The sequence below is a fragment of the Streptomyces sp. NPDC001927 genome (assembly GCF_053594455.1).
On record NZ_JBSFEN010000006.1, the window covers coordinates 151,302 to 176,488 of the forward strand.

Below are 25,187 nucleotides of genomic sequence, written 5' to 3' on the forward strand. Positions count from 1 at the left end.
GGTTCCGATCCGACGGCGATCAGGGCGATCCCCCGGTCACTCATGCCGGGCGTCCTGTCGCCCGGGGCTGACAATGGGTTGCGCGCCGACTGTCCCCCGCCAGCTGGAAGCACCCGCGAAGTAGGCGAACCCGAGCAAGATCAATCTCGCCGGGATTTCCTGTACCTCAACTACTCACGTCCGGGCGCCCGGGACCCCCTTTGAACTCCCGGCAGCCCGGTCGTTCCGGTAGTGACGGCGTGCTTGAGGCTCGCTCCGCTGAGTTTTGCGCCGCGCAGGTCGGCGTTCGTCAGGTTGGCATAGTCGAGTACAGCGTTTGACAGGTCCACCCCATGAAGATCCAATCCAGCGAGATTGGCCTCCGTAAGGTCTGCTTTCCGCAAACTGGCGCAGCCGACCTCCTGCTCGTCGCCATCCTCCCCCAGCACGATGAACACGCCGCGTTCGCAGAGGTTCGCTTTCCTCAAGTCAGCGCCAATGAGCACAGCTTCTGCTAGGTCGGCGCCCGAGAAGTTCGTTCCGTTCATGTCGGCGCAGGCTGTTCCGGCGATGGCTGAGTCTGTCTCCTCGTAGTTGCACAGCCAGGCACGCGTGAGGTTGGCTTTCGTGAAGTCCGCACTGTTCAATCGGGCGCGCTCGAGGTAGGCGTCGGTGAGATCTGACGCGATTATCTGTGCCTTGGTTAGGTTCGCGCCCACCAGATCTGCGGCGCCGAGGTCTGCAAAGTTGAGGATCACTCCGCGAAGGTCCGCGCCTCCGAGCCACGCCTCGTGTAGATGTGCCTCGTCCACTGGTTGAGCCACCGCCCCCCAGTCTCGTAGATCAGTGCGGCCGAGATATAGGTGCTGGCCCTTGTCGTGATCTGGGTTGCGTCGTGCCAGGACGTCCATGGCGGCGTACACGTCGAGTGCCGGTGGGGCCTTCCGCGGTAGCGGCGCATTCCGGCGTACGTACGCGCAGAGCACGGACACAATGGTGGGCTGGTCGGCGGCGGAGTCCTTCATGATGCGCTCGAGTGCAAAGATCCCGCCCATGCGCACGTCGACCGAGTCCGAGGACAGGTTGCCGATGGCGGTGTTGAAGCGTGCGGTGATCTGCTGGTCCTCGATGATCTTCAGTTCCTTGCCCGACTGACTCACCTGCAGCCAAGTGAAGAGCAGCGCGGCAATAGCAGCCAGTCCCGGAAGGCTGAGCAGAAGCACCGACAGGCGCGAGGTCTGTTGCGTGGTGCCAGCGGCACGGCGGCGGCGTCTCGCCAGACGGCGCCGGGCCGCGCGTCGCTGCTGGCTCTGGCGGATGGTCCGGAAGAATGCGAATCGGGTCACTCGCCCATTGCCTCACGACGGGATCATCGGTCAAGGTCCGCCACACCGGCATTCCTCAGAGTCCAGCCCCCGACTTGATTCCCGCAGCGCGGGACGGAACTCTATCTCGGCCTGAACCGCGCTCGCAGCGGTCGCGGGCCGATCGCCTACAAGGACGGGCCACACCTGCCCATGGCTGCGCTAGCCTCAGAGGCGTACCCGACCGCCGGAGGATCCGATGGCGCACCTGATCTTCGATGAGGCCGAGCAGCGCGAGCTCCGCGACGCCGCCCGGGCGGAGTTCCCCGGGAACCCGGCGCTCGCTTACGTCTTCGAGAACCTGGCCTCCGAGGGAATCGACCTGGACCGGTGCCGCGACTGGGACGACATCCGGGCCGAGCGAGGCCTGCCCGACAGCGACCGAAGCGACCAGGACCCGCATGTCGCCTAAGCACTCCCGCAGCGGTCGTCGGCCGCGCATCGTGTTCATCGAGCCGGCCGAGACGCAGGTCCGCACCCTCACGACCGTGCAGATGGCGCAGCTGGACGCCGCGTTGAACGAGATCGCCGCCGATCCGGCCGACGTGAAGGCGCACGCCACCGCCTAGGCGCTGCGCGACTACCAGGACTCCGGCGTACGGATCGTGTTCTTCGCGACCGCGCCCGGGAGCATCCTGATCGTCACGTACGTCGAAGTCGATTGACCAGGCCGCCGAGCAGCACGAGCCGACTCCCGCCGAGCTGCGGGCCCTGATGGCCGAGGCGGACGACCTCGAGGGCCGCATCCGAGATTTCCGGGCCCGGCTCCAGACCGCGGATGAGGACACACGAGGCACCGGCTTCCGCCTCGAGGACGCAGCCGGAGCCATCCGGCATGCCCGCGACGCGCTCTCCGAGGGGACGAGCGACCTTACCCGCGCCCGCGCGGTCCGGGACGGCAGCGTATGCGCCGTCCCGTGGGGCGTCTGCCCCGATCACGGCAACACCCTCCGGAGCAGCGGCGGCCGCTGCTGGTGCACCGAGCTGGCCTGCGCTCGCTCCTGGGGGTACGACCGGCTGGGCAGTGCCTGCGGGGAGCCGCTGACCCACAACGTCACCGACGCGCACGGTGGCTCGTTCCTGGCTTGTCGCGCACATGCGATGGACGCGGACGAACGGTTGGAGGGTGGCACCGTCACCGCGCTGTGAGCACTGGGAGGGCGCCGTGGCTCCAGCATCCCCGGCACCATCTTCTGGTTCCTGCTCGCCACTCTGGTCCGCGCGGCCCTGCTCGACCTCGTCTTCGAACTCGGCGACCGGATCCGCGGCCGCGACCAGATCGCCGGGGGCCTCACCCTCGCCGTCCGGCTCGCCGACGGCTCCAGCGTCCAGCGCTCCCGCCGCCTACCCCAGCCCTCCGCCCACACCGAAGACCTCCGCACCGGGGCGCTGCGGCTTCTGGACGCGCTCGCGTGCCAGCGGGCACGGATCCGGCGCCTCACCCTCATCGCCGACGCCCTCGCCCCGGCCGACCAGGGGCCCGGGACGCAGCTCTCCCTCGACCACTCGCGCGAGATGCGGCTGCGCCTGGAACCCGTGATCGACCGCCTCAACCAGCGGTACGGGCACCGGGTGGCCGGCCCCGCGGGGGCCTACGTGACCGCGAGCTGAGCCGCGCCGCTGTCCTCCGGAGGGTGCGGACGAGAGGTTTGACCCCCAGGGGCTGAGGCGGCAGAGCCGGTCGCTCGCGCCCTTCGGGCTTTCGAAGAGCACCGCAACCATTGGCCATGGAGCCCGGTCTTCATCCTCATGAGAGCCATCCGACGACCGCGATCAGCCCCGAACGACCGGGAGTTACGACTGTGGAAGGTCGGCCGGGCCCTGACGGTCACCTTCGCTGCAGCAGTCCTGGCAGCGGGCAGCGCCTTCTACAGTCTGATCGTCCTGCTCGACATCCAGGAGATCGACAGCACCGCGAAGCTCGACGCGAAGACGCTCTTCGACCTGGTGAAGCTCTCCTTCGGCGTGGTCGCCGGGGCCGGCGCGCTCGTCGCCCTGGTCGTCGCCTACCGCCGCCAGCGCGTGGACGAGGCCGGCGCCCATCGCGACGCCACCCGGCTGCACACCGAGCGGTTCTCCCAGGCCGTCGACAAACTCGGCTCGGACTCCCCGGCCGTCCGGCTCGGTGGCGTCCACGCCCTGGCCGGCCTCGCCGACGACGCTCCCGACGACGGCCTGCGCCAGACGTGCATCGATGTCCTGTGCGCCTACCTCCAGCTGCCCTTCACCCCCGACCCCGGCACCGACCCCGCCGACCAAGAGGAACGACACCGCTACCTGGCCTTCCGAAAGGTCCGGCACACCATCCTGCGCATCATCGGTGACCACTACAGACGCCCCAGGGGAGCCCACCGCTCCTGGCAGGGCTGCGACCTCGACCTCACCGGCGTCACCATCGACGGCTTCATCGACTTCAGCAACGCGGTGTTCTCCGACGGCACCGTGTCCTTCGACGGCGCGGTGTTCTCCGACGGCATCGTGTCCTTCGGTAACGCGGTGTTCTCCGGCAGCGAGGTGTCCTTCGACGGCGCGGCGTTCTCCGACGGCTTCGTTTCCTTCGACGGCGCGGCGTTCGCCGGTAGCAGGGTGTCCTTCGACGGCGCGGCGTTCGCCGGCGGCATCGTGTCCTTCGGCCGCGCGGCGTTCTCCGACGGCACCGTGTCCTTCGACGGCGCGGCGTTCTCCGACGGCACCGTGTCCTTCGACGGCGCGGCGTTCCCCGGCGGCACCGTGTCCTTCGGTAGCGCGGCGTTCCCCGGCGGCAGGGTGTCCTTCGGTAGCGCGGCGTTCTCCGGCAGCGCGGTGTCCTTCGGCGGCGCGGTGTTCTCCGGCAGCAGGGTGTCCTTCGGCGACGCCGCGTTCTCCGACGGCTTCGTGTCCTTCGGCCGCGCGGCGTTCTCCGACGGCACCGTGTCCTTCGACGGCGCGGCGTTCTCCGGCAGCACCGTGTCCTTCGCCAGCACGGCGTTCTCCGGCGGCAGGGTGTCCTTCGGTAGCGCGGCGTTCTCCGGCGGCAGGGTGTACTTCACCGACGCGACGGGACCAGCCCCGGACGGACTTCTTGTTGCCGTCGGAAGTCCTATAACGACGACGGTGACCTTGGCCATGGCTTGGCTTCCGAGTCCATAGGGAGAGGGGGCGCAATCGGTCGGCTACGCCCCTCGGGGCCATTCCGATCTCTCTCCCCCCAGACTGGTGAAGATCGGGGCCAGAGCCGGCCGCGACCCCGGCGACCGACTGGTCTTCCGTCTTCGCCGCGCTTGCCGACTTCATCCGCGAGCTGAGTCTCTCTGGCACCCGTGACGGCCTAGCCGGCACGCTTGCCCGTGGCCGGGTCGGCGGACGCCCCACGCCGCCCCCGGGATCAGCCGGACAGCCCGCTCACGCCTAACCCGCTACACCTCCCTACGCAGACCACGCCGCCGCGCACCCTGTGGCACGTGCGGGTGCCGCCCGGACACCTCCCCCGAGGAGACCACCGGGCCGTCCTGGACCTCCTCGCGGGGTTTCACCCCGCTCGTGCAGGCACTGCCGCCCACGGTCGCGCTCGCGCAGGTCAAGGGAGCGCTGCGCCTGTTCGGCATGGGCGCGGGCGAGCTGGCCGAGCAGTTCCGAACCCGGGCCTGGATCCAGGCCGGGGTCGACACCCGCATCGGGGTGGCGGACACCTGGGCCACCGCCGCCACCGCCTCCGCGCACGCCGGCCACCGGGGCGGTGTGCTGCACCTGCCCGACCGGGACGCGGTCACCCAGTTCCTCGGCCCGCTGCCGGTCCAGGTGCTGCACGGCATCGGCCCCGCCCAGGCGGCCCAGCTGCGGAAGGTGGGACTGCACACGATCGGCGCGCTCGCCGCGATCGACGAGACCACCGCGTGCCGGATCCTCGGCGGGACGGCCGGGCGGACCCTGCGGGGCCGAGCCCGCGGCCGCGACCCCCGCACGATCGCCGTAGAGAAACTGCCCGAGTCGACCAGCGCCTCGTGCGGGTTCCACCGGGACATGTGCGACCCCGTCCTCGTCCGCGCGGCCATGCCCGGGCCGTCTGTCGTCGGATCAGGCGACGGAGGTGGGCCTGTTGTTGGGCAGGCCGGTGGCCTCGCGCTGCCCGAACGGGGCTCTCCAGCTTCCGGTGCCCTTGTACAGGTACGTGTCGGTGTTGCCAGCGACGGTGGCGAACAGGTCGGGTCGGCCGTCACGGTCGGCGTCGCCGACGCCGACGATGTGGCTGTACCCGCCCCAGCCAGCGCCGACCCTGCTGCGTGGTGCGAAGGTGCCGTCGCCCTTGCCGAGGTACAGCCAGAGGACGCCCGAGCTGTCACGGGCGACCAGGTCTCCGGCAGGCGCTCCGGCGATGTCGCCGGTTGCAGTGATCAGGTTGTATCCCTGCCAGCCCGTACCGATCTTCACGCGCGTCGCGTACGGAGTCCGCCAGCTGCCGGTGCCCTTGTAGAGCCACATGGCCCCGGCGGCGTCGGTGGCCAGGAGATCGGGCTTCCCGTCGCCGTTGAGGTCGCTTCCGGCGGCGATCTTGTTGTAGACGCCCCAGCCCGAGCCGATCTTGTACCGGCCGGCGAAGGTACCGTCGCCGTTGGCGAGGTAGTGCCACAGAACACCGGCCGTGTCACGGGCGACGATGTCCCCGTGGGCGGCTCCGCCGATGTTCCCGGCTGCTTCGATCTGGTTGTAACCGCCCCAGCCGGCACCGAGGAGCTTCTCCTCCCCCGACGACAGCCGGTATTTGGAGGGGTCGTAGTAGTCGTAGGGGCCGTAGTGCGAATCGGCGCGCCACAGCCGTCCCGAGCCGTCGCGCAGGAGCACGTCTGGGGAGCCGTTGTCGTTGTAGTCGTGCGGAGCGGGCTTGCGGACGACTTTGAATGTGCCGGTGGCGGTCAGGGCCGGACCCATGCCGTTCAGGGGATGGGCCTTGATCTCCCAGGTGTAGTCGCCGTTGTACGCCGTCTCGTCGTTCATGGGCGCGTTGTCGAGATTGCCCATCCAGTCGAAGCGCACGACCCCGTTGTCCGGGAATCGGAACCCGTGAGTGCTGCCCATGATCTTTCCGGTCCGGACGTGGCGCAGGGTGACCCGGGCCTCCACGTTGGACCGGGACAGCTTCCATTCGAGCGGCACCTGGCCCCGGTTCTGATCGAGGTCGACCGTGGCAGGGATGTTGTGGCTGAGCAGGGCGACCTTGGTGGACTCGCCACTGCTCGCGACGAGCGTGGCCGCGGGGGTCCCGTCGGCACCGGGGGCGATCCGGTAAAGACCCTCGCCCTGCCCGACCGTGCCGCCGCGCACGATCTGCGCGCCGTCGGGCGCGGCAGCGGCCGTCAGGGTGTGGTCGAGGAGCTTGCGGGTGGTGGTCCCGTCCTTCAGACTGCGCGCGGTCAGGGCATGCAGGGGATCCGCCCTGGGGTCGGTGAGGCCGCTGCGTGTGCCGTAGGTGACCCAGTCGCCGACCAGACCGACCTCGAGGTCGCGCCGCCAGAGGTTGCCGACTGCGAAACTCTGCGCTGCCTTCGTCGCGCGGTCGTAGGCGACCACTGTGGCGTTGGACGCCGCGTCGTACTGGACCCAGGCGAGGTGCGTCGTCGAGAGGATGATGCCGTCTGTATAGGCACGGGGCAGTTCGTATGTCTCGGTCACCGTGTTGGTGGCGAGGTCGATTGTGGCCACGTACCTCTTGACCACCGCATCCGTCTCGACGTTGTAGGTCAGCAGGGCATGATCGGCTGTGCCGGCGCTGACGCTGACGTATTCGGCGTCCCCTGGAAGACCGGTCGTCACCTTGCCCGATCCGCCGGTCGCGGTGTGCATGTGGAGGACCTTGTCGCCGTCCACGTCGAACAGGGTGGTGAACAGAGCCTTGCCCGCGGCTCCCGCGTACCAGCCCTCGGCGGTGGAGACCGATACCAGCTTCTGGCCGGTTGCCATGTCCGTGAGGTCGGCACCCGTGGCCCAGCTGGAGGACACGATGTCGCCTGAGCCGGTGCTCTTGGTGTCGGCGGCCCAGTCGAGTCCCTTCGCGGGAGAGCCGTCCGCCGGAACCCAGGACCGCGTGGCGTCGGAGTCCAGGGGGTGGGATTCGGTCAGGTAGCCCGTGGCGGTCGCGCCGAAGATGGTGCTGTTCTTCGGGAACGGTGCGGCGTTCGTCGTGGTCACCGCCGCCGCTTCCGTCGCACCCTCGACAGTCGGGGCGGCGATCGCCGGGGCGGTCAGAGCGGTCGAACCGGCGGTGACTGCGAGCACCGTGACGACGGCGGCTGCGAGACGCCGACGGGCGGGACGGGCGTGGGACAAGGTGTGTTCTCCTCAGGAAGACCAGGCGCACCATGCGTTTCGCCGAGTCAGACTCTCGAACACGAAGAAGGTTGTACGTGCCCTGCGCGATCGGAGCTGCTGGAGCGCGGGGATCTCGAGATGCAGGTACGGATAGACGCCCCGGGCCCGTGCCTGTGTCCGTACGGGGGTCGGATCGTTGGTGTGAACGGAGCGGACCGCACCGCTCGTCAGGGTCCCGCGCGCCGTCAACCGTGCGACACCCCCCGGCCCCGCCCGTGCTCACCGCATCGGCGGGGCCTACTCGGGCCATGCGAAGGGCGGGTACCGTTGCCCGCTTCGCCGAAACCCCTGTGATCGGCACCCGGCCACAGTCCCGGTGACCCAGCAGTCAGCTTCGCTGGTGTTCTCGTCACACAACGGAGGTGTGTGACAGGGGTGCCGTGTCGGGAACTCCGGTCCTCTCCCTCGCTCCGAAGGGTGCGGACGCGCTGCCCGTTCCCTTGTACAGGTAGGTGCCGTTGGCGCCATAGGCGTACAGGTCGGGGCGTCCGTCGCGGTTCGCGTCCCCGACGCCGACGAGGTGCGTGTACGTATTCCAGCCGGCACCGATCTTCGTTCGGGCGGCGAAGGTACCGTCCCCGCGGCCCTGGTAGAGCCACAGGACACCGCTTGCGTCACGGGCGACCAGGTCACCGGCGGCGCTGCCGGCGATGTTGCCGACGGCGGTGAGCTGGTTGAAGATGCCCCAGCCGGTGCCGACCTTCACGCGTGCCGCGTAGGGTGATGCGGCGTTGCCGGTGCCCTTGTAGAGGTAGAGTCCGCCGGCGGTGTCGGTGGCGAGGAGGTCGGCCTTGCCGTCGCTGTTCAGGTCGGATCCTGCGGCGATCTTGTTGTAGATCTGCCAGCCGGCCCCAATCTTCGTTCGGGCGGCGAAGGTACCGTCCCCGCGGCCCTGGTAGAGCCACAGGACACCACTTGCGTCACGGGCTACCAGGTCACCAGCCGTGCTTCCGGAGATGTTTCCCGCGGCCTCGATCTGGTTGAAGATGTTCCAGCCGCCGCCCAGCAGTTTCCGTTCCGCTGGACGCAGCTGCTTGTTGAGCGCGTCGTAGTGGGTGTCGGCGCGCCAGAAGTTGCCCGCGGTGTCACGCATGAGGACGTCCGGGGAGCCGTTGTCGTTGTAGTCGTGCGGGGCTGCCGTGCGCGTGACCTTGAAAGTCCCCGACTCGCTGAGAGCTGGCCCGATGCCGTTCATCGGCTCGGCACTGATCTCCCACGTGTAGTCACCGTTGTAGGCACTCTCGGGAGTGAAGCCTCCGTTGTTGAGCTCGCTGATCCAGTCGAAGCGTACAACCCCGTTCGGTGGTTGGGTGAAGTGCGCGACAGTGAACTTCCCGGTCCGTGCGTGCCGCAGCGTCACCTTCGCCTGCACGTTGTAGCGCGACAGTGTGAATTCGAGGGGCGCGCTGCCGCCGTTCAGATCGAGGTCGATCACGGCGGGAACCTTGCTGCTCAGCAAGGCGACCTTCGTGGGCTCCCCGCTGCTCGCGACGAGCGTGACGACCGGGCCGCCCTCCGCGCCCAGCGCGATCCGGAAGAGACCCTCGCCCTGCGCCACCGTGCCACCGCGGACGACCAAGGTGCCGTCAGGGGCGGTGTCGGCAGAGATGGCATGGGTCAGGAGGTTGACGGTGGTTCCGTCCTTGATGTTGCGCGCCGTCAAGGCATGCAGAGGGTTCTGTTCGATGTCCGTCAGGCCGCTGCGGGCGCCGTAGGTAACCCAGTCACCGATGAGTTCGACTTCGATATCGCGCCGCCAGGCGTTGCCGACCTCTGTGGCCTTTCGCTCGCCGGTTGCCCGGTCGACGACCACGACGGAAGCTTCATTGTTCGCGCCGTATTCGACCCAGGCCAGATGGGTACCCGACACGGCGACATTACCCTTCGCCGCAGCGGGAAGCTCATGCGTCTCGTCCACTGTGGCCGTGGCGGGGTCCAGCAGGGCCACGAACCTCTTGACTGCCGTGCCACTGCCCACGGAATAGGTCACCAACGCCCGCTCGGCAGTAGCGGGTGCGACGTCGATGTTGGTGGCTTCGACCGGAATCCCAGTTGCGGTCGTGTTGCCGGACCGGAGCACGTGGAGGTGCGAACCGCCGGTCCAGTTCTCCTTCGCGACGAACAAGGCAGTGCCGGCTGCGCCCGCGAACGTGTATCCGCTCGCTCTGTAGTGGGGCCGTGAGCAGCGTCCGCCCAGTTGCCATGTCGGTGAGGGTGGCCTGAGAGCCGTTGTCGACGACCACGTTGTCGCCGAGGCCGGCATCGCGGACAGCGGTACTCCACGTTCCGAGCGGCGTCATGGTTCCGTCCGACGCACGCATCCAGGACCTCTCCGAGGTCTTCGGGTTCCAGACCAGGAAGCCGCTGGAGGTGACCCCTCCGAATTCAACCCCGGGCGGGAAGGCCACGGAAGCTTGTTCGGCTGTCACGTCCGCGGCCGTACCGTTGAGGGCCGGGGCTGCGCTTGCAGCGCCGGTCAGCGCGCCTGCACCAGTGGTGACGGCAAGGACGGATACGACGGCGATGGCGAGCCGCCGACGGGCCGGGCGAGCATCGATCAACGTGGGTTCCTTTCAAGGAGCCCACGTACACCCTGGACTGCGCATGATCAGACCCTCCATCCCATCGAATAGTTGTACGGCACTGACGAATCAACCGTCCCAACCGCGTGGCGACCTGAGGGCCACGACACCATCCAACGTCTGATGGCGAGGCTGGCGCGACCTGCGCGGACTTCACCCGGGCCTGTGATCTCACCCAGCCTTTCACCGACCTGCTCCGCCACCGAGTCGGAACCTTCCTTGCTGCTCGCGACCGCGAACGGAGACCGGCCGCGCCAGCGCGGATCACGGCGCTACTACATGTCGTCCGTAGGCCAAGGGAAGCATGAGGGCAAGCGACGAGTGGTGTCAGGCGAGCCACTGATGAGAGGAAGGCCGTGACATGCAGGGATGGCCGGTGTACCTGGGTCTGCTTCTGGTGATCGCCCTGTGGGCAGGCCGGCAGTGGTTGACGCGGCGACAGGTACGCAAGCTCACGGGAGAGGTGACCACTGATCCGCCCTTTCCCGCACCTGACCGCCCCGAGCCCTTACTGCGCGCAGCAGCGGCGCAGGGGGAGGCACGGGCCATGCTCGGACTCGGCGACCTGAGTGCCCTCAAGCGAGACGCGCCCGAGGCTCTGGCATGGTGGACGAAGGCCTTGGATGCTGGTGACGATCTGGCGGCCTACCGCCTTGCCGATCTTCACCAGACACTCGGTGACTCAGAAACGGCCTCGCTCCATTTCCAGCGCGCCGTCGAGGCCGAAGTGCCCGGATCCGCCAACGACTACGCGCTGTTCCTGATCACTCAAGGCGACGACGCCGGTCATGAATTGCTGCTGCGCGCCGCCGAGGGAGGTGACGCGTTGGCCATGTACAACCTCGCCTCCATAGCGGCTGAACGCGGCGACCTGGCCGAGAAGGAACGATGGGCCCAGGCCAGCGCCGAGGCCGGACACCCTCACGGAGCCTTCTCCCTGGGCCTCCTCGCCTACGAGAGCGGTGACCTGGAGAAGGCGGAGACCTGGTACCGGAGAGCGGCAGAAGCACACCACGCCAACGCCACGTTCAACCTCGCCAACCTTCTGCGCGAACGCGGAGACTTCGACGGCGCAGAACACTGGTACGGCCGGGCCGCCGCAGCAGGCGACCGCGAAGCCGCCGAGAACCTTGTCATCCTGCGCCGTCGGCGCCACCGCCTGTGATGTTCCGTCCCGAAGTGCCACTCCCGCATGCATGGTTCGACGCACTCGACTCCGAGCAACACCACCGGGCCGTCCTCCGCCTGGTCGAGCAGTTCGGCGCCCGACTCCGACACGACCAGAGCATCGCGGCCAGGCTCACTCAACGTCACCTACGCCGACCGCACCACAACTGCCGCACCCTCACCCTGGCCGAAGCCACCGCAGACACCCAGTGCTCGCTGGCACCGGCCGCGCTGCGGCGCCGGGAGCAGACACGAGCGGCCGAAGAGCTTTGGAGGGCGGAGAGAGTCACACCCCGACCAACGAGCGGGCCGGCGGCGCGTGGCTCGAAGGTCAAGCCCGACGGCTCCCGCCCCGGGATCTTCAAGGGCTCGCCGGACGGCTTGCAGCCGCCGGCGTCCCCGCCTGCGGTCTTCGGCCCGCAGGAACAGGAGCCGCGGCGCTGTCCGAGCCACCAGCTCCCGGTGGCGAGCACAGCCAGGACGGCGGCGAGTGCGGGCAGCCAGCCCACCACCGCTCTGGCGCCCGCGCCGACGACCCCGGCGGTGATCAGGGCCGGCAGTTCGCAGCACGCCACGCAGGCCAGAGCGGCCAGGCCGCCCAGGCCTTCGGGGTGTGGTGGGGGCGCAGGTCAGGAGCAGGGTCCGGCATGGCGGTTCTCCTCGGCGAGGGTCGGTGCAGGGATGGGGCAGCAGGAACTTCCGGCGCACACGGTCAGGTCGTCGCACCCGGCCTCGACGGCTGCGGCGAGCGCGCTGCGGATGGTGGTGAGATCGGCGATCTTCGCGTCGACCTCGGTGAGCTTCACCTGCGCCCGCTCCTGGAGACCGGAGACGGGGCGGCCGTGCCGGTGTCGGCCCGGCTCCAGCAGCTCGGCGACCTCTTCCAGTCTGAACCGGAGCCGCTGAGCCGCCTTGATCACCCGCAGTGCCACGACGGCCTACTCGCCGTATAGGCGGTGGCCTCCGTTACTACGTTCCGGCTCGGCCAGCAGCCCGCGCCGCTCGTAGTAGCGCAGGGTCTGGATGTTCACCCCGGCTGCCTCGGCGACCTGCCCGCTGCGCAGCCCCGCGTTCACTGCCGACCCCCGGCGGTCCGCGCGGCCAGGGCATCGAGGACCGCGGCGTGCTCCTGGTCCACCTCGATGTCCAGGCCCATCAGGTGGGCCTAGAGGACCGCTTCATGGCTCGCGCCGAGGACGAGCGGCCCGAGGCCCGTGAGGGTTCCCAGGTCCACGTCTGGCGTTCGCTCTCCACGACGTGCTCGCCGGTGTGCCACACGCCTGTCTCCTGCCGGGGGTTCGAGTCGGGAGATCGTTGTACCTGCCTCTGAAAACACTGCCGCAGTCCCATGTTGGGGTGGTCACGAGGGCGCCACCGTGACGGTTCTGCTCCTGGAACCTGTGATCGACCGGCTCGACCAGCGCTACAGGCACCGGTGGTGGATCCTGCGGGGGCTTACGTGACCGCGAGTTGAGGCGTACTGGCGAACTCGGCAGTCGGCGCTGCTGGGTGGCACACGAGGCGGCGCGCGAGCGGGTACTCATTCGGCGGTACCCGTCGCGGGCAGCCTCGGAGACTCTGAGAAAGTGTGAGTGGATCACAGCCGTCGTTGGACTCGGTGGAGCACTTGTCGGTGCGGCCCTGTCCTTCCAGGGCACCGTCTACCAACAGAAGAAGCTCGCCGGGGAGCGGCGACAGGCCGCAGAGGGCACTGCCGCCGCCGCTCTGGTCGGTGAACTCATTCGGATGCGGCAGCACCTGGCCGCGATGCCCGCCGAGTACGACCGCGGACAGGCCAGAGACCGGATCGCATGGGTCGGACTCATGACGAGAGCCAGGGAGAGCGAGTGGCACCGGGGCTTTGAGGAGATCTTCGCACCGGCGGAAGCTGCCGCTCGCACCCTTCGGAACTCGATCCTGCGCGAACGCCTTCTCCAAGTGCTCGACATGCTCGACCACTGGTGGGCCCTCAACTCCGTCAACCCCGGCGCTATGAACAAGCGCTCGATGCGCGAGATGATCAACAATGCGCTGGAGTGGCTTGGCGCCTGGCAACGCGAAGATCCGATCCCAGAGCCGGGTGACCCGTACCTACGAACCTACGAGCTCTGGAAGGAGACTCAGGATGACCGGGTGCTCAAGAAGCGGCGACAGGGCTGAGCTCTCCGCAGAAGAAGCTACCCGTCGATCGTCATGATGCTCGTGAACCACGACCAGTACGCCACGGAGCTCCAGCTCACCTCCGCTGGTGCAGCCTGAGGTCGGCGATAGCGCGGTGGGTGGTGGGTGGTGCGAAGGAGCTCAGGTCACCAGGCGACGTAGGCCACGTGGACGATACGGGCGCCGAGGTCGCACCACACGGTCGAAGTGTGACCGGTCGCCACGATCGGGCCGTCGTGACGGTACTCGTAGCCGTTGTCCCACCGCTTGCAGGTCACCGCGGTGTTGAACTTGTCCGTCCATTGAGTCCCGAAACACTGGAGCGAGACACCGGCATGCCCGCCGCTGCCCGTCACGTACTGAGGTGCGTTGCACGTCCAGATGGCGGTCGGCGCGGCGGACGCGGGTGCCGCCATGAACAAGAGCCCGCCCACGGAGGCGATGGTGGTGGCGATTCGCTTCACAGGGGTCACGAGTACTCCTCAGTCCTGTAGTTGGTCCAGCCGGACTGGCAGTCTCTCCTGCCCCACCATGCCCTGCCTGGCCAGGAGCCAGCCATTCCCACTGGCTCCATGGCCGATGCTCACCCAGGACTCAAGCGGCATCCACCCGCGCCGCGAAAGCGCCGAGGACCTCGCCGCGACCCGGCGACGGGGGCTGCTCGAGGCCAGCGCAGCGCACAGCGTTGACCTCGGCACCGGACTGCACCGTGTTCCTGGGCCTGACGCTCGGATCCGAACTGGGACTGATCCCGGCGGGCGGTTCAGGGGCTCGGTCAATGTGGCGAGCCCTGAACCTCTCCTACGGTAAGGCGCGCCGGGTTTCAGGAGCCTGTTGCTGCCACGCGGTCCGCTGCTCTCTGGTCGTTTGCTGCACGTCCTCGGCCAGCAGGCTGGCGAGGAGGATTCCTGTGGCACGTCGGCTCAGCGTGCGTGCGGCGTCGATGAGGCGGAGGTGTTCATGGACGGGCAGGGACAGGGCGATGCTGGAGGCCCGTCCTGGAAGGCCGAGGGAGTAGGCCACGCAGAGCACCGCCTCTGAGTATTCGAGCAGGTCGAACTGGGCGCTGTGCGGTCCTGGGCCGTCCAGTTCCTCGATCAGCACCCGACGGTTGGTGATGGTGCGGCCGGTGAGCTGGACCGAGGGGTAGCGGGAGAGGTGGTCCATGCGGGAGGCGAAGTCGAGCTGGGCCAGGAGGCTTTTGCCGTTGGCACTCGCGTGCCCGGTGTCGCGGAAGGGTGCGACCTCCTCGACCGGAGGTGCGTCTTGGCTGGACGCGGATTCCCGGACCGTGATTTCCCCGTCGGTGTAGGTGCTGATGTAGACCGCCGCGCCGAGTTCGTCGCGCAGGGACGCGAGCGTGTCCTTCAAGAGCGTGTGGTCTGGGTCGGTGCCGGTGGCCAGTTTCATCAGTGGCCCGGGGAAGTGGGCGCCGGCGATGCTGTCGACGAACTGTTCCGAGCGGAGCCAGTCCACGAGCCGGACGACCTGGTTCATCGGCATACGGGTTCGCCGCGCGAGGGTGCGGGAGTCGATGCCGTCGGCCTGCTGGATGAGCAGGAGCATGTCGCGTGCCCGCTGCGTGATCTGCCAGCGGGCCGGGACCACCGCGGGGGTGGCGCTGTGACGTGCCATGTCGGTCAGAACGGCTGGGCGCAGGGCGCTGGCTGACCACCATGGTTCCCCGCGCAGGTCGACGGGGGTGTGTACGACCAGGGGTGTGACCGGGGGCGGCGGCGTGAGGTCGGGGACGGGCAGGACCAGGCCGCCGGGCAGCGCGGTCAGCCGGGGCCGGTCCGCCTCCGGCACCGTGTGGGGGTGCGGTGCGCGCCCGTACTGCGTGGGCAGGACGGGGGCGGGGACGAGGACGAGCCCGGCCCGTCCGACGTCGGCGCCGTTGACCGGGTCGGCCGCCCGGCGGGTCTCCTTGGCAGGGCCGGGTTCCGGCGCCGGAGTCGGCTGGGCCGGGACTGCGTCGGGCTGCAGGAAGTGGAGCGGGGTGCCGAGCCGGCGGCGCAGCTCCTCGAAGTAGGGAGGGTCTTCGGTGCGCGTGGGCTCGGAGGAGAGGGTGCGGCCGGCGTCCGCTGCGAGCAGGCGCCGGGCGTCGCCGTGTCCGTGCCGGGCGGCCTCGATGACGAGGAACCGCGCGTTGTCCGCCCACTCCTCGCTCTGCCCTGCGGCCCGTAGCACAACCAGAGCGAGGCGGAACAGCGCTCCGGGGTGTCCGGCCGAGGCCGCCTCCCCCAGCCAGTCCGCCGCGGTGGCCAGCTCGCCCCGGCCCAGGGCCTTCGAGCCGAGCCGGTAGTGGGAGTTCGCACGCTCGCGCGCCTCTGTGTCCAGCTCGTACAGGTGGGTAAGGGGGCCGAAGTCGCCGTCGGGACGGTCCCAGAAATCGCGCGGCCCGGTGATCCGGTTCATGAGCGCCCGCAGCTCGGTGGGAGTCTCCGGCGCCGGACGACGGCCGCTGTCCTTGTTCAAGCGGCTCACAGCCCTCACCTGTCCTTCTTCACGCGTCGCGTTGTCTTCTTCTTCCGATGCCCATCCCGGATGTACTTGCCCAGTTCGCCGCGCAGCTCGATGACAGCGTCGTAGCGGTCGCGGTGAACACGGTCGGGGCCTATGCCGAGCACCTTGGAGATCTGGTTGTCGTTCAGTCCCTGGCTCTGTAGCTGCACCACCTTCCGGCGGCGGCTCAGCGGCATCGCGTCGATCGCGGGAACGACGAGCTCCTCAAGCACATCGACGTCATCGGCAGCCCGGCGTCGCTCCGGCACCAGCACGTCCAGCTCTGCGTCGTCGCCCACGGAAGTGAGCCGGGCCTGCGCCTTCAACGTATCGATCGCCAGATTCCTCGATGCCGTCCTCAGGTACGCCGCCAGCTGAACTCCTGGGCCCAGCCGGCCTGCCATGACCCGTTCCGCCACCTTCACGTACGCCTCCTGGGCGACGTCCTGGCACGCCTGCCGGGAGAGGCGGTAGTTCGTCATCTTCCGCAGGATGATCACCTCCGCCTTCATGAACGTCGGATAGCAGTCCAGCAGCCTCTGGGCCAGGTCGGCGTCCATGGTCGCCGATGGCCCCTCCCCTACCACGGGCCATGACCCTTCGCCGGTGGCAGCGGCATCCCGTTCGCGCCGCCGGCCTCGCCCACCCGCACGATCACCGATACCAAGGCGCGGGAGGGCAGCACGCCGACCTGGACGTGAACCGCGAGGCAGCCGCGCGCCTCGGGCCCGACGCACCCGGGCACCGGTTCGCCGCAGACAGGGCGCCGCGTCATCCGAGCCCCGCGCTGCCGCCGGTCCCAGTACACCTGCGCCACAACGGCCGCCGTCTGCACGGCGGCCGCGATGGCCGGGACAAGCCCGGCCCAGTCCAAGGACGACATCATGTGAGTCGCTCTCCGTATGAGGTAACGAGGCGCGCGGGATGCGCCCTCGCCCTCTTGACTGTCCGGCACCCCCCGTTCTCCCGCCGCGACCGGAGAAAACCGGAACTGCCCAGAAACGACAGAACCGTGATCAAACTTGAACACCACGTGCTGACGGGCTGCCTCGCCCCCAGCGCCTGGCGACGACATCCGCGCGACCGCCCGCCGTGACGGGGTTCCTGAAAGGGCTCTGACGGGACTTCCGCGAAGTCCAGGTTCGCCCAGCCCCTGGCCACAGCAGATGCCCGGTTTGGCGAAGGTGGCGACGCATGCCCGTCGTGCCGGTCCGGTACCGACAGTGCGCGCTCCCCGCGGACCCGGCTCCTTCTCGATCAAGACAGCGGCAGTGAGGGCGCGATTGGCGTTCTGTTTGCTGCTACTGCTGTCGGGTCGGGTGCGGACGGCAGGGCGGGCCTCACCTGGAGAGGGGGACGAGCACGGCATCCGCATGACAGCGGATTCAAGATTCTTTTCTCGGCCGCCGGGCGCGCCAACACCTGACAAGGAGCCGGGAAGAGTACGGGCACCTCGTGTCATGCAGAAGGCCGCCACACGCCCCTCCTCCCATGAACGGCTTCACGCGGACCGCCCGCGCAGCCCGTCCGAAGGGAACACAATGGAGATCGTGATCGCGGCAGCCCTCGTCGTGCTCGTCCCCATCGCCGACAAGCTGATCAAGATCGCAGGCGACCGCAGCCGCGCCCGAGGGGAAGCCGAATTGATCCACGCGAACGGCATGGCCGACCTCGCCCGCGCCCACGGCGCGGCACAGGTCATCAAGGCCCAGGTCCAACTCCCTGCCCCCACCGACCACCACGGCGCCGGCACGAAGGACCACGAGCGTGCCTGACGCCGACCACCTGCCGTTCGACCAACGGCTCACCCAGGTCCACCAGGACAAGGGCAAGGCGCTCCGGCGCCTTGCCCGGCGCCAGCTCAACGCCGCCGGCCTGCCCGCCTCCCGCGTCGACGCCGAGGACATCCTCCAAGAAGCCCTCCTCACCGTCCTCGAAAACGCCCGGGACAAGCAGATCGACGACCTGTACCCCTACCTGTGCGCCGTCGTCCGCAACAAGGTCAGGGACACCGCCGACAAAGCCCGCCGCAAGCCAGCCGACCCCATCGACACCACCGACCGCACCGCCGAGACCTACAAGGCACTCCACGTGTCGCACGTGGAAGAGGACATCGACGGGCGGCTCGACCTCGAAGACGCCCTCAAGGACATGTCGCCGCAGCAACGCCGCCTGATCCTGCTCTCCAAGGGAATCGGCTACAGCCACGCCGAGATCGCGACCATCACCGGCCTCCACAAAGGCACCGTAGCCACCCACATCGGCCGCGCAACGCAGTACCTCGCCACCGCCCTCGCCTTCATCGCCTGTGTCGGCCTCACCCTCTGGACCGCAGCAGCCGCCACCCTGTGGCTCGACGCCGGCTCCGACGGCGCAGCGCCGCAACCCAGCATTCCGCTCGTCGAAATGGCCCTCGCTGCACTCACGACCGGCCTCATCGCAACCGTCGGCCTGGTCACCCGGCGGCGGCGGCGCAACCGCGTCAACCAGCAGGCCCGCGACACTCACGTCCTCCAGGCCATGCTCCAGATCGACCCCGAGCTCACCAACCGGCGAAATCCACCCACCCCGTCCCACTACGCCGACCGACTCCAGATCCCCGAAGACTGGATCACCCTCGACACGCTCCGCCGCGGCCGCCTGTCTACCGCCTCAACCGACCGGATCCGCTTGCGCTGCCGGTTCAGCGATACCGACGTCACCGACATCGTGCCCGGATCACCCCACAACCAGGTCCTCGGCCGCCCACACAGCTCTGGCCCCGCCGTACCACTCCGGGAACAACAAACAGACCGCAGCTACGACGGCTTCGGCGGCGCCGAAGGCGCGCCATAAATAGCACGGCGCAGCTCCGTTCATGCGGCTCCGGCGGATGCCCACCCCCGAGCTGGTGGCCTGCTGACGGGCCATGGGCGCCGAGCCAATCACACCCCAGTCAGAAGATTTTCAGCTCTCCCTCTCACACTCTCGGGCCGGATCGCCTGGCTACTTCACGGTGCCGCCTGCAAGCCGGTGCGGGCGCCCGAGAAAGCCTCGAGCGCGCCCACGGCCGCACAGATGTGGCCTGGCCCGCCCCCCGACCGCCTCCCGGCGCACCACCAGGAGAGCAGCCCCTCCACGTCGCGCGTATGCATGCCCAGGTCGTGTTCGACACACAGGGGCCACGCCTGCCACAGACGCTCAGCGACGGTGTCCTGGGCGGCGTCGGCGACGATCGCCAAGGCATGAGCAGAGTCCTCTGGCGTCTTCGGGTACAAATGACTGCCGTGCCACTCGCCGTTGGCCAGGGCAACGTAGACACACTCCGGCTCGCCCACCTCGTAGGAAGGCTGGGCCAGAAGTTGCAGAGGTCCCTGCTCAGGAAGAGTCACGGCCAAGTCCTGGTTGAGGACCGCAAGAGCCTCGTCCCACAAGGGGTACTCGCCCCGCGAGACCCGACGGACTTCGGGTTGATCGATAAGAGCATGCATAGAGCCATCCTCGGCTACGGCCCCCGGACCTCAATCGCGCACAACCTCGTTACTCCAGTTCCTCCGCCAACAGGTCCATCAGCAGCCCGTCGTGCCAGCTGCCGTCCGGGCCGCGCTCGTACTGCCGCATAATGCCCACCGGGCGGAACCCGACCTTGCGGTAGCACCGAATGGCGGCCGCATTGTCGGCGGCCGGGTCGATCACCAGTCGGTGGTATCCGTGATCCATCACAGCGGGGGCAGGGGTAGCGCTCGACGTCGTCCGCGTTGCGCGGCGAGGGGTCCTGAGTGTCCGTCACGACCCCGGATTCCCGTACAACACAATTCTCAGAGGGGGTCCGGCCAGCCTTTGCGTGAGAACGGGTTCTGAGAACCGATCGAAGACCAGCAAGGATTCGGCCGACCGTTCTTGATCTTGCTCGGGGAAAGGTCGTTTGCCCGAGACGGATCTGGCCGTGGCCGGTGTTCACCGGTCAGGTGGCGGCGGATGGTGGGGTGCTCAAGTGCATCGCTGGTGGCAAGAGCTGTGCCGGGTCGAGGTCAGGTATTGATCGTGGGTCAGAGGTCTGGCGTGATCTCGGTGATGGAGGCGGTGAGCTGCCACAGCTCGCGTGCGAGTTTGGGGTTTCGTGCGGTCGCGGTGCGGCGGGCGGGACCGGCTGGGCCACGGATCTCGAAGGGGCCGGTCGGGCCAAGGTAGTCACCACCACGGACCGGTCCGGTGGCGGCGAGTAGCTGGGGTTGGATGCCCGCGGCCACCGGCTGGGAGAGGTACCGGTCGGGTATCACGAGCATGCGGGCGCCCCAGGTGTTTCTGCGGGCGAGGGCATTGTTGAGCAGCTCCGAGGCTGTCAGTCCTGGATGGGCGGCGATCGAGAGTACTGAGTCCCCGGTGCCCCGCAGTCGCCGGTCGAGTTCGGCGGCGAACAGCAGGTTCGCGAGTTTGGAGGCTCCGTAGGCGCGTGTCGGTGAGTAGCGACGGCGCTCCCAGTGCAGGTCGGTGAGGTCGAGGCCGCCGGTGCGGTGCCCGAGGCTCGACGTCGTGACCACCCGCGCGGGCCGTTCTGGCTGCCCGGCCCCGCGCAGCGCCGGCATGAGCAGCCAGGTCAGTGCGGCCGGGCCGAAGTGGTTGGTGCCCATCTGCATTTCGAACCCGTCACAGGTCTGCTCGTGCGGTCCCAGTGACACGGCGGCGTTGTTGACCAGTACGTCGACCCGGTCGCCGGTGCGGTCCCGGATGTCCGTGGCGGCGGTGTGCACCGAGGCGAGGTCGGCCAGGTCGAGCAGCACGAGTTCGGCCGAGCCCGGCCCGTCGATGCCCGCCCGCACCTGCTCGACGGCCGCCGCTCCGCGCCTGGCGTCACGAGCGGTCATCAGGACCCGGGCGCCGGCCCCCGCCAGCACAGGGGCGAGGGCACGGCCGAGGCCGGAGGTGGTCCCGGTGATGACGATGGTGCGGCCAGCAAGGTCGGGAACGGCGTGGGGTGGTGGTGCCATGGCCAGGTGTCTCCAGTTCGAGGGTCTCGTCAGGGCGTTTCGGCGGACGGCCTGCTTCAGGCCGGCGTGGCGGCGTTCTGGGGCCTGAGGGCCGTCTGGAAGACGCCGAAGTTGCCGGTCACCCAGAGGGCGGTCAGCTTGAGCCGGGCGGTCCGCCAGCCGTGCGGGGTCCGCTCGAAGTCTTCGACCTCCTCGGTAAAGCAGCTGCGGAACAGCTCCCAGTCGCGGGAGTCGGTGCTCACGGCGTAGCGGATCTGAACATCGCTCCTCCCCGGCGCGATCAAGCAGGCGGAGCACGCGAGCGTCGCCGCCCAGGGTTTCATGTGACGTTGTCACGTGATCCAGGGTCGCATCTCAGATGACATTGTCAAGTAAGATGGCTGTATGACACGAGCGGAGACCGCAGCGACCACGCGACGAGCGCTCATCAGTGCCGCGTCCGAGCTGCTTGACGAAGGTGGCCCGGACGCGGTCACCCTGCGCGCGGTGGGCGCGCGGGCCGGGGTCTCCCGCGGCGCGCCCTACGGCCACTTCGTGAACAAGGACCACCTCCTGACCCAGCTTGCCGTCAACGCGTGGAACTCACTGGCAGAGGAGGCGGGGCGGCTTCGCGCGAACCTCGAGGCCCCTGTGCGAGCGCGGCTTGAAGGAGGTCTTCTGGCGCTCATCGCGGTCGCCCGCCGGCAGCCGCACCTGTTCGCGCTGATGTTCGGCACTCCGGCGAACACTCCGGCCGCCGTCGAGGCCGCGGACCGCCTCGCAAGCGAGTTCTTGGCGCTCGTCGCGGATGTGGTCGGCGAGGCCGACGCCCCTCGTTACGGCGCTCTGCTGATGTCCAGTGCTTACGGCATCGCCGGGATGGAACTCAGCGGCCACCTGGCCAAGGAAACGTGGCACGTCAGCGTCGAGCAACTCGTGCACATGCTGGTCGACCCCATCCGGCCCGGTCTCGGCGAGGCCGGGCGATCCGGCTAGGTCCTGTCCGGCGGATCACACGCGACGGGCGCCGTCGGCCTTCTCAGCTGGCTATCCTCACTTCGTGACCAGTCATGCGTTCGAGCTGGTGTGGGGAGTGGTCGCTCTTGTGGGCGGCGGACTCCTGGCTGCCAACGTCCGAGGCTTCGCCGACCGGTTCCAGGGCATGTCGTATGCCTATTGGACCTGGCCTGGTGGTGTGATCACGTGCAGGGTGATCGGAGGCGCGTTCGCCGCTGCTGGCGCTGGAACGCTGATTTTCTCAGGAATCTGACCTGCATGTGTTTGTTTACGGTTGTCGGTCCCGATGGCTGAGCTGGTGTCAGAGCCGGAGCCAGAGCTTGCTGTCCGGACACCGTGTCCGCGGTCTTCGTACACGGTGTCCACGCCGAGGCTCTGGCGGAGGTGTGCGCGACCTCTGCTCAGTGCCAACCGGAGTACCCGTCGGGGTGCCCTCCGCTGCCCTCACCCCGTGTGAGGCCGTACAGGAACAGCCCCAGCACGATCAGCGCGAGCAGCACGGTCCAGAACGTGCCTGGGAAATCTGAGGAACCCCGGCGCCGTGGGGGCACGTCGCCCTGGCTCGCGGTGTCGCTGTCCTCGTCCTTCATCCCGCACCCCCTCGGTCCATATTCATGGCACTGCGCCACGTAGTCGGCGTCAAGGTTCCCGGCGCCGCTAGGCCGGGCGCGAGTCCCCCGCGTACAGGACCTACGAGAGCTGGTGCTACCGCAAGGTCGGCAACCGGCAACCCTTCGCCGACTCCCCCTTGTGCGCCGTGATGCTCCTGGGTCTAAGACGGTCTTCGTGGCACGGCTGTGACAGCTTTCATCTGGCCCCGTTAGCAGCGGTTCGAACTGTCCCCACCTGGCTTCCAGGAGGGGCCCGTCGGCGTCAATGTCGGTGGCGGCACCTACCTTGCGCCCCATGAGTGATCAGCATTGGGCGGCATCCGTCGACGGGTCGAGGCTTTGGGCGTGTTCGCCGCGAGCAGCGAAGTGTTCGGGGCCTTGGGGCACAGATGGGTTGAGGAGTAGCCGCTCAGCCACTCCGAGCTCGCAGAGCTCGAGGCGCAGATAGAGGTGCGGCTGCCGGTGGAGTTCCGAACACTCTTCCTTAATCTCGGCGCGGGTGGCGCTGGTCCCGCTTACGGGTTGTTCTCGGTGCGGCAAGTGCAAGGCCGTTGGCGGTGGGAGGGCGACGGCGCGGACATGGCAGACCTGTCCCGGCTTGCCGAGTCCTTTCCCGAGCAGGCCCGGACCGCGAGCTCGTCGAAGCTCTCCTTGCTGAACGTCCCGAGGAAGAGGACTTCGACGAGATCGAGGAGTTCGACGACGCCATCGAGGCATGGGAGGAACGGTGGGACGCCGTCATGTTCGCCCCCGAGCGGGCAGTCGGCGTGATCGTGATCTGCCACCTGGGGTGCGCCCAGCAGGAGTGGCTGATCATCGGCGGCAGTCACCGCAGCACGATCTCGTCGGACTCCCGGGTGGACGACGCCGCCTCACACCGCTCCTTGGCATCGACGGAAGGCCAGTGACATTCGCACACTGGTGCCTCGGCTGGCTGCGCCATGCTGAGCGCACAGCGCAGGAGCCGTCTGAGCCCCGGATTCGGACCCACCGAGCTCGGGCGAGCAACTGCCCTCGAGGGTTCTATTCCTAGGGTGTGGTGGCGAGTTTGGTCCGGGTCTGGTGGATGAACTCGGAGACGTGGTGGTTCTTCCTCCAGGGTTCTAGCGAGGCGGTGTAGTCGAGCAGGTATCCGTGAGCCCTGGTCGAGGAGACCGTGCGGAGGGCCGTGAGAGCCCTGGAGCCGACGGCGAGGCTCTGGTCCAGGTCCTTGGCTTGGAGGTGGCTGCGGGCCAGGACCGCGAGGCGGATGCCGACGGAGCGGGTGAACCGGTCGGACGGCATGGCGTCGGCCTGCTCGTTCCATGCGAACGCGGCTTGCGGGTCTCCCAGGTCGCCGTAGATTTCGGTCGCGTCCGCGGCGAGGCGGGCGGGCGTGAAGTAAGACAGCCACTCCGGATCCCGGGTGCCGGGGCGGATGGAGCCGAGGAAGTTCTCGGAGCGGGCGAGCGCGGCACCGGCCAGCTTGTGGTCGCCCGCGCGGCCGTGCGCCCGGGCCTCAGCGAGTTTGACGAAGGCGAGCACGCGCGGGGCAGCCACGTTCTTCGCGCGTTCGTAGGCGCCTTCGGCCATGTCCGCGGCGTGTTGCGGGTAGCCGCGCAGCAGGGTCTGCAGGGCCATCGTGGCCATGATGTAGCAGCCGGCCTGGACATCCCCGGCCGCGCGGGCGAGGCGGAGCGCCTGGACGAAGTGACGCTGCGCGGCTTCGTGCTGGCCGATGTCGAACGCGGACCAGCCCACGACCCGGGACAGCTCGGCCGTCGCGGAGAACAGCTCCTTGCCGATGCTCTCCGAGTAGGTGCCGGAGAGCAGGGGAGCGGCCCGCAGCCGGAGGCATTCGGTGACCGAGCTGGTCTTCCAGTTTCCTCCGCCGTATTTCGAGTCCCACAGTCGTGCCTCGTCAGCGGCCTGCCACAACTCGTCGAGGTCCGCCCGTCCCACCCGCTGGCCGCCATGGTGGACTGATGCGGCGTCGGCCGGCTGGGTAAGCCAACGGGTGACGGGGGTGGTGAAGGCGGAAACGGCGAAGCCGTTGCGGAGGAACTTTCGGCGGTCCACGGTTCTCCAGTAGGTCGCGGCGACGCGGATGGCATCGGTGGGGTCGCGGGGGAAATCCAACCCCATGTCAGCGTCACCGCGTTGACGTGAGAACATGCCGATTTCCTCGACCGTGACCCGCCTGCCCAGACGTTCTCCCAGCGCAGCGGCTAAGAACTGCGGGACGGGATCTCGCGGGATCATCCCCAGGTTCACCCAATTGGCGATGCTGGTGTGAAGGTACTTCGTCTCCCGTCCAGCCTCCCGGGCGATCCGGTTCACCTGGTGGGCGAGAGATTTGTGACTGGCGCCGGCCGCCTGGATGAGCCGTGCCAGGTCTTCGTTGGGCGTCCCGGATCGCCGCCGTGTGGCTGCCACAGAAGCCCCCTCGGTTCGGGGTCCCACGGCCTCGTTGCCGTGGGGTGGGTCACCGAGCGTAGGCCCAGGAGCAGGACCTGGTGAACCCCCGGCTATCCC

Annotated in this window: 26 protein-coding genes and 1 pseudogene; 12 read left to right on the forward strand and 15 right to left on the reverse strand. The window is 68.6% G+C overall.

Translation table 11 applies throughout. The features are described 5' to 3' along the window. Positions 1–170: 170 nt before the first annotated feature. Positions 171–1,325 (reverse strand): pentapeptide repeat-containing protein, encoded by a 1,155-nt coding sequence (locus tag ACWCO8_RS17800; RefSeq protein ID WP_451032981.1) that lies wholly within the window; start codon positions 1,323–1,325, stop codon positions 171–173. Between the two features lie 217 nt (positions 1,326–1,542). Between ACWCO8_RS17800 and ACWCO8_RS17805 the strand changes: the two genes are divergently transcribed. From ACWCO8_RS17805 to ACWCO8_RS17825, 5 genes are all read left to right on the forward strand, one after another. Beyond that, on the forward strand, positions 1,543–1,755 hold the full coding sequence (locus tag ACWCO8_RS17805) for a hypothetical protein (protein WP_451032982.1): 213 nt from the start codon (positions 1,543–1,545) through the stop codon (positions 1,753–1,755). A 31-nt stretch (positions 1,756–1,786) separates the two neighbouring features. Beyond that, positions 1,787–1,912 (forward strand): hypothetical protein, encoded by a 126-nt coding sequence (locus ACWCO8_RS17810; protein WP_451032983.1) that lies wholly within the window; start codon positions 1,787–1,789, stop codon positions 1,910–1,912. Between the two features lie 145 nt (positions 1,913–2,057). Beyond that, positions 2,058–2,492, forward strand: a complete 435-nt coding sequence (locus tag ACWCO8_RS17815) for a hypothetical protein (RefSeq protein ID WP_451032984.1) — start codon at positions 2,058–2,060, stop codon at positions 2,490–2,492. Between the two features lie 78 nt (positions 2,493–2,570). Next, positions 2,571–2,954: a DinB/UmuC family translesion DNA polymerase gene (locus tag ACWCO8_RS17820; RefSeq protein WP_451033325.1), complete on the forward strand. Its 384-nt coding sequence runs from the start codon at positions 2,571–2,573 to the stop codon at positions 2,952–2,954. A 138-nt stretch (positions 2,955–3,092) separates the two neighbouring features. Then, entirely contained in the window at positions 3,093–4,472 is a 1,380-nt protein-coding gene (locus ACWCO8_RS17825) for a pentapeptide repeat-containing protein (RefSeq protein WP_451032985.1), read from the forward strand. Positions 4,473–5,396: 924 nt separating this feature from the next. Here ACWCO8_RS17825 and ACWCO8_RS17830 read toward each other — a convergent pair. Continuing rightward, a complete protein-coding gene (locus ACWCO8_RS17830) occupies positions 5,397–7,643 on the reverse strand; it encodes an FG-GAP repeat domain-containing protein (protein WP_451032986.1) in 2,247 nt (748 codons plus the stop codon). Between the two features lie 391 nt (positions 7,644–8,034). Next, positions 8,035–9,810 (reverse strand): FG-GAP repeat domain-containing protein, encoded by a 1,776-nt coding sequence (locus ACWCO8_RS17835; RefSeq protein ID WP_451032987.1) that lies wholly within the window; start codon positions 9,808–9,810, stop codon positions 8,035–8,037. An 818-nt stretch (positions 9,811–10,628) separates the two neighbouring features. Between ACWCO8_RS17835 and ACWCO8_RS17840 the strand changes: the two genes are divergently transcribed. Further along, the gene (locus tag ACWCO8_RS17840; protein ID WP_451032988.1) at positions 10,629–11,432 is read left to right on the forward strand and encodes a tetratricopeptide repeat protein; all 804 of its coding nucleotides are present in this window, start codon (positions 10,629–10,631) and stop codon (positions 11,430–11,432) included. A 631-nt stretch (positions 11,433–12,063) separates the two neighbouring features. Here ACWCO8_RS17840 and ACWCO8_RS17845 read toward each other — a convergent pair. Together ACWCO8_RS17845 and ACWCO8_RS17850 are read right to left on the reverse strand one after the other, a co-directional pair. Further along, positions 12,064–12,366, reverse strand: a complete 303-nt coding sequence (locus ACWCO8_RS17845) for a MerR family DNA-binding protein (RefSeq protein WP_451032989.1) — start codon at positions 12,364–12,366, stop codon at positions 12,064–12,066. Between the two features lie 6 nt (positions 12,367–12,372). After that, positions 12,373–12,510: a MerR family DNA-binding transcriptional regulator gene (locus tag ACWCO8_RS17850; protein ID WP_451032990.1), complete on the reverse strand. Its 138-nt coding sequence runs from the start codon at positions 12,508–12,510 to the stop codon at positions 12,373–12,375. A gap of 433 nt (positions 12,511–12,943) precedes the next feature. Between ACWCO8_RS17850 and ACWCO8_RS17855 the strand changes: the two genes are divergently transcribed. After that, positions 12,944–13,594 carry a hypothetical protein gene (locus ACWCO8_RS17855; RefSeq protein WP_451032991.1) on the forward strand — a complete coding sequence of 217 codons (651 nt, stop codon included), beginning with the start codon at positions 12,944–12,946 and terminating at the stop codon, positions 13,592–13,594. A 146-nt stretch (positions 13,595–13,740) separates the two neighbouring features. Here the strand turns inward: ACWCO8_RS17855 and ACWCO8_RS17860 are convergent, their stop codons facing one another. The 4 genes from ACWCO8_RS17860 to ACWCO8_RS17875 form a co-directional block, all read right to left on the reverse strand. After that, entirely contained in the window at positions 13,741–14,067 is a 327-nt protein-coding gene (locus ACWCO8_RS17860; protein ID WP_451032992.1) for a hypothetical protein, read from the reverse strand. A gap of 328 nt (positions 14,068–14,395) precedes the next feature. Further along, entirely contained in the window at positions 14,396–16,081 is a 1,686-nt protein-coding gene (locus tag ACWCO8_RS17865) for an IclR family transcriptional regulator domain-containing protein (RefSeq protein WP_451032993.1), read from the reverse strand. Between the two features lie 5 nt (positions 16,082–16,086). Further along, positions 16,087–16,659, reverse strand: coding sequence for an RNA polymerase sigma factor (locus ACWCO8_RS17870; RefSeq protein ID WP_451032994.1), 573 nt, complete (start codon positions 16,657–16,659; stop codon positions 16,087–16,089). 20 nt (positions 16,660–16,679) lie between these two features. Next, entirely contained in the window at positions 16,680–16,985 is a 306-nt protein-coding gene (locus tag ACWCO8_RS17875) for a hypothetical protein (protein WP_451032995.1), read from the reverse strand. A gap of 664 nt (positions 16,986–17,649) precedes the next feature. Between ACWCO8_RS17875 and ACWCO8_RS17880 the strand changes: the two genes are divergently transcribed. After that, entirely contained in the window at positions 17,650–17,874 is a 225-nt protein-coding gene (locus ACWCO8_RS17880) for a hypothetical protein (RefSeq protein WP_451032970.1), read from the forward strand. After that, positions 17,867–18,934 (forward strand): RNA polymerase sigma factor, encoded by a 1,068-nt coding sequence (locus tag ACWCO8_RS17885; RefSeq protein ID WP_451032996.1) that lies wholly within the window; start codon positions 17,867–17,869, stop codon positions 18,932–18,934. Before ACWCO8_RS17880 ends, ACWCO8_RS17885 begins: the two co-directional genes overlap by 8 nt. Positions 18,935–19,089: 155 nt before the next feature. Here ACWCO8_RS17885 and ACWCO8_RS17890 read toward each other — a convergent pair whose 3' ends face one another. The 4 genes and pseudogenes from ACWCO8_RS17890 to ACWCO8_RS17905 form a co-directional block, all read right to left on the reverse strand. Further along, positions 19,090–19,569 carry a hypothetical protein gene (locus ACWCO8_RS17890; protein WP_451032997.1) on the reverse strand — a complete coding sequence of 160 codons (480 nt, stop codon included), beginning with the start codon at positions 19,567–19,569 and terminating at the stop codon, positions 19,090–19,092. A 49-nt stretch (positions 19,570–19,618) separates the two neighbouring features. After that, positions 19,619–19,801: pseudogene (locus ACWCO8_RS17895) on the reverse strand (GNAT family N-acetyltransferase); the annotation flags it as partial. 326 nt (positions 19,802–20,127) lie between these two features. After that, positions 20,128–21,066: an SDR family NAD(P)-dependent oxidoreductase gene (locus tag ACWCO8_RS17900; RefSeq protein WP_451032998.1), complete on the reverse strand. Its 939-nt coding sequence runs from the start codon at positions 21,064–21,066 to the stop codon at positions 20,128–20,130. Between the two features lie 56 nt (positions 21,067–21,122). After that, positions 21,123–21,308 (reverse strand): hypothetical protein, encoded by a 186-nt coding sequence (locus ACWCO8_RS17905; RefSeq protein WP_451032999.1) that lies wholly within the window; start codon positions 21,306–21,308, stop codon positions 21,123–21,125. Positions 21,309–21,450: 142 nt separating this feature from the next. Between ACWCO8_RS17905 and ACWCO8_RS17910 the strand changes: the two genes are divergently transcribed. After that, entirely contained in the window at positions 21,451–22,041 is a 591-nt protein-coding gene (locus ACWCO8_RS17910; RefSeq protein ID WP_451033000.1) for a TetR/AcrR family transcriptional regulator, read from the forward strand. 64 nt (positions 22,042–22,105) lie between these two features. After that, complete coding sequence (locus tag ACWCO8_RS17915) at positions 22,106–22,315, forward strand: hypothetical protein (protein ID WP_451033001.1); 210 nt, start codon at positions 22,106–22,108, stop codon at positions 22,313–22,315. A 148-nt stretch (positions 22,316–22,463) separates the two neighbouring features. On the opposite strand, the gene ACWCO8_RS17920 is transcribed toward ACWCO8_RS17915, so the two are convergent. Further along, positions 22,464–22,652 (reverse strand): hypothetical protein, encoded by a 189-nt coding sequence (locus ACWCO8_RS17920; protein ID WP_451033002.1) that lies wholly within the window; start codon positions 22,650–22,652, stop codon positions 22,464–22,466. 572 nt (positions 22,653–23,224) lie between these two features. On the opposite strand from ACWCO8_RS17920, the gene ACWCO8_RS17925 reads away from it, so the two are divergent. Continuing rightward, the gene (locus tag ACWCO8_RS17925) at positions 23,225–23,581 is read left to right on the forward strand and encodes a hypothetical protein (protein WP_451033003.1); all 357 of its coding nucleotides are present in this window, start codon (positions 23,225–23,227) and stop codon (positions 23,579–23,581) included. A 121-nt stretch (positions 23,582–23,702) separates the two neighbouring features. On the opposite strand, the gene ACWCO8_RS17930 is transcribed toward ACWCO8_RS17925, so the two are convergent. Next, entirely contained in the window at positions 23,703–25,088 is a 1,386-nt protein-coding gene (locus ACWCO8_RS17930; RefSeq protein WP_451033004.1) for a sporulation protein, read from the reverse strand. Positions 25,089–25,187: the final 99 nt, after the last annotated feature.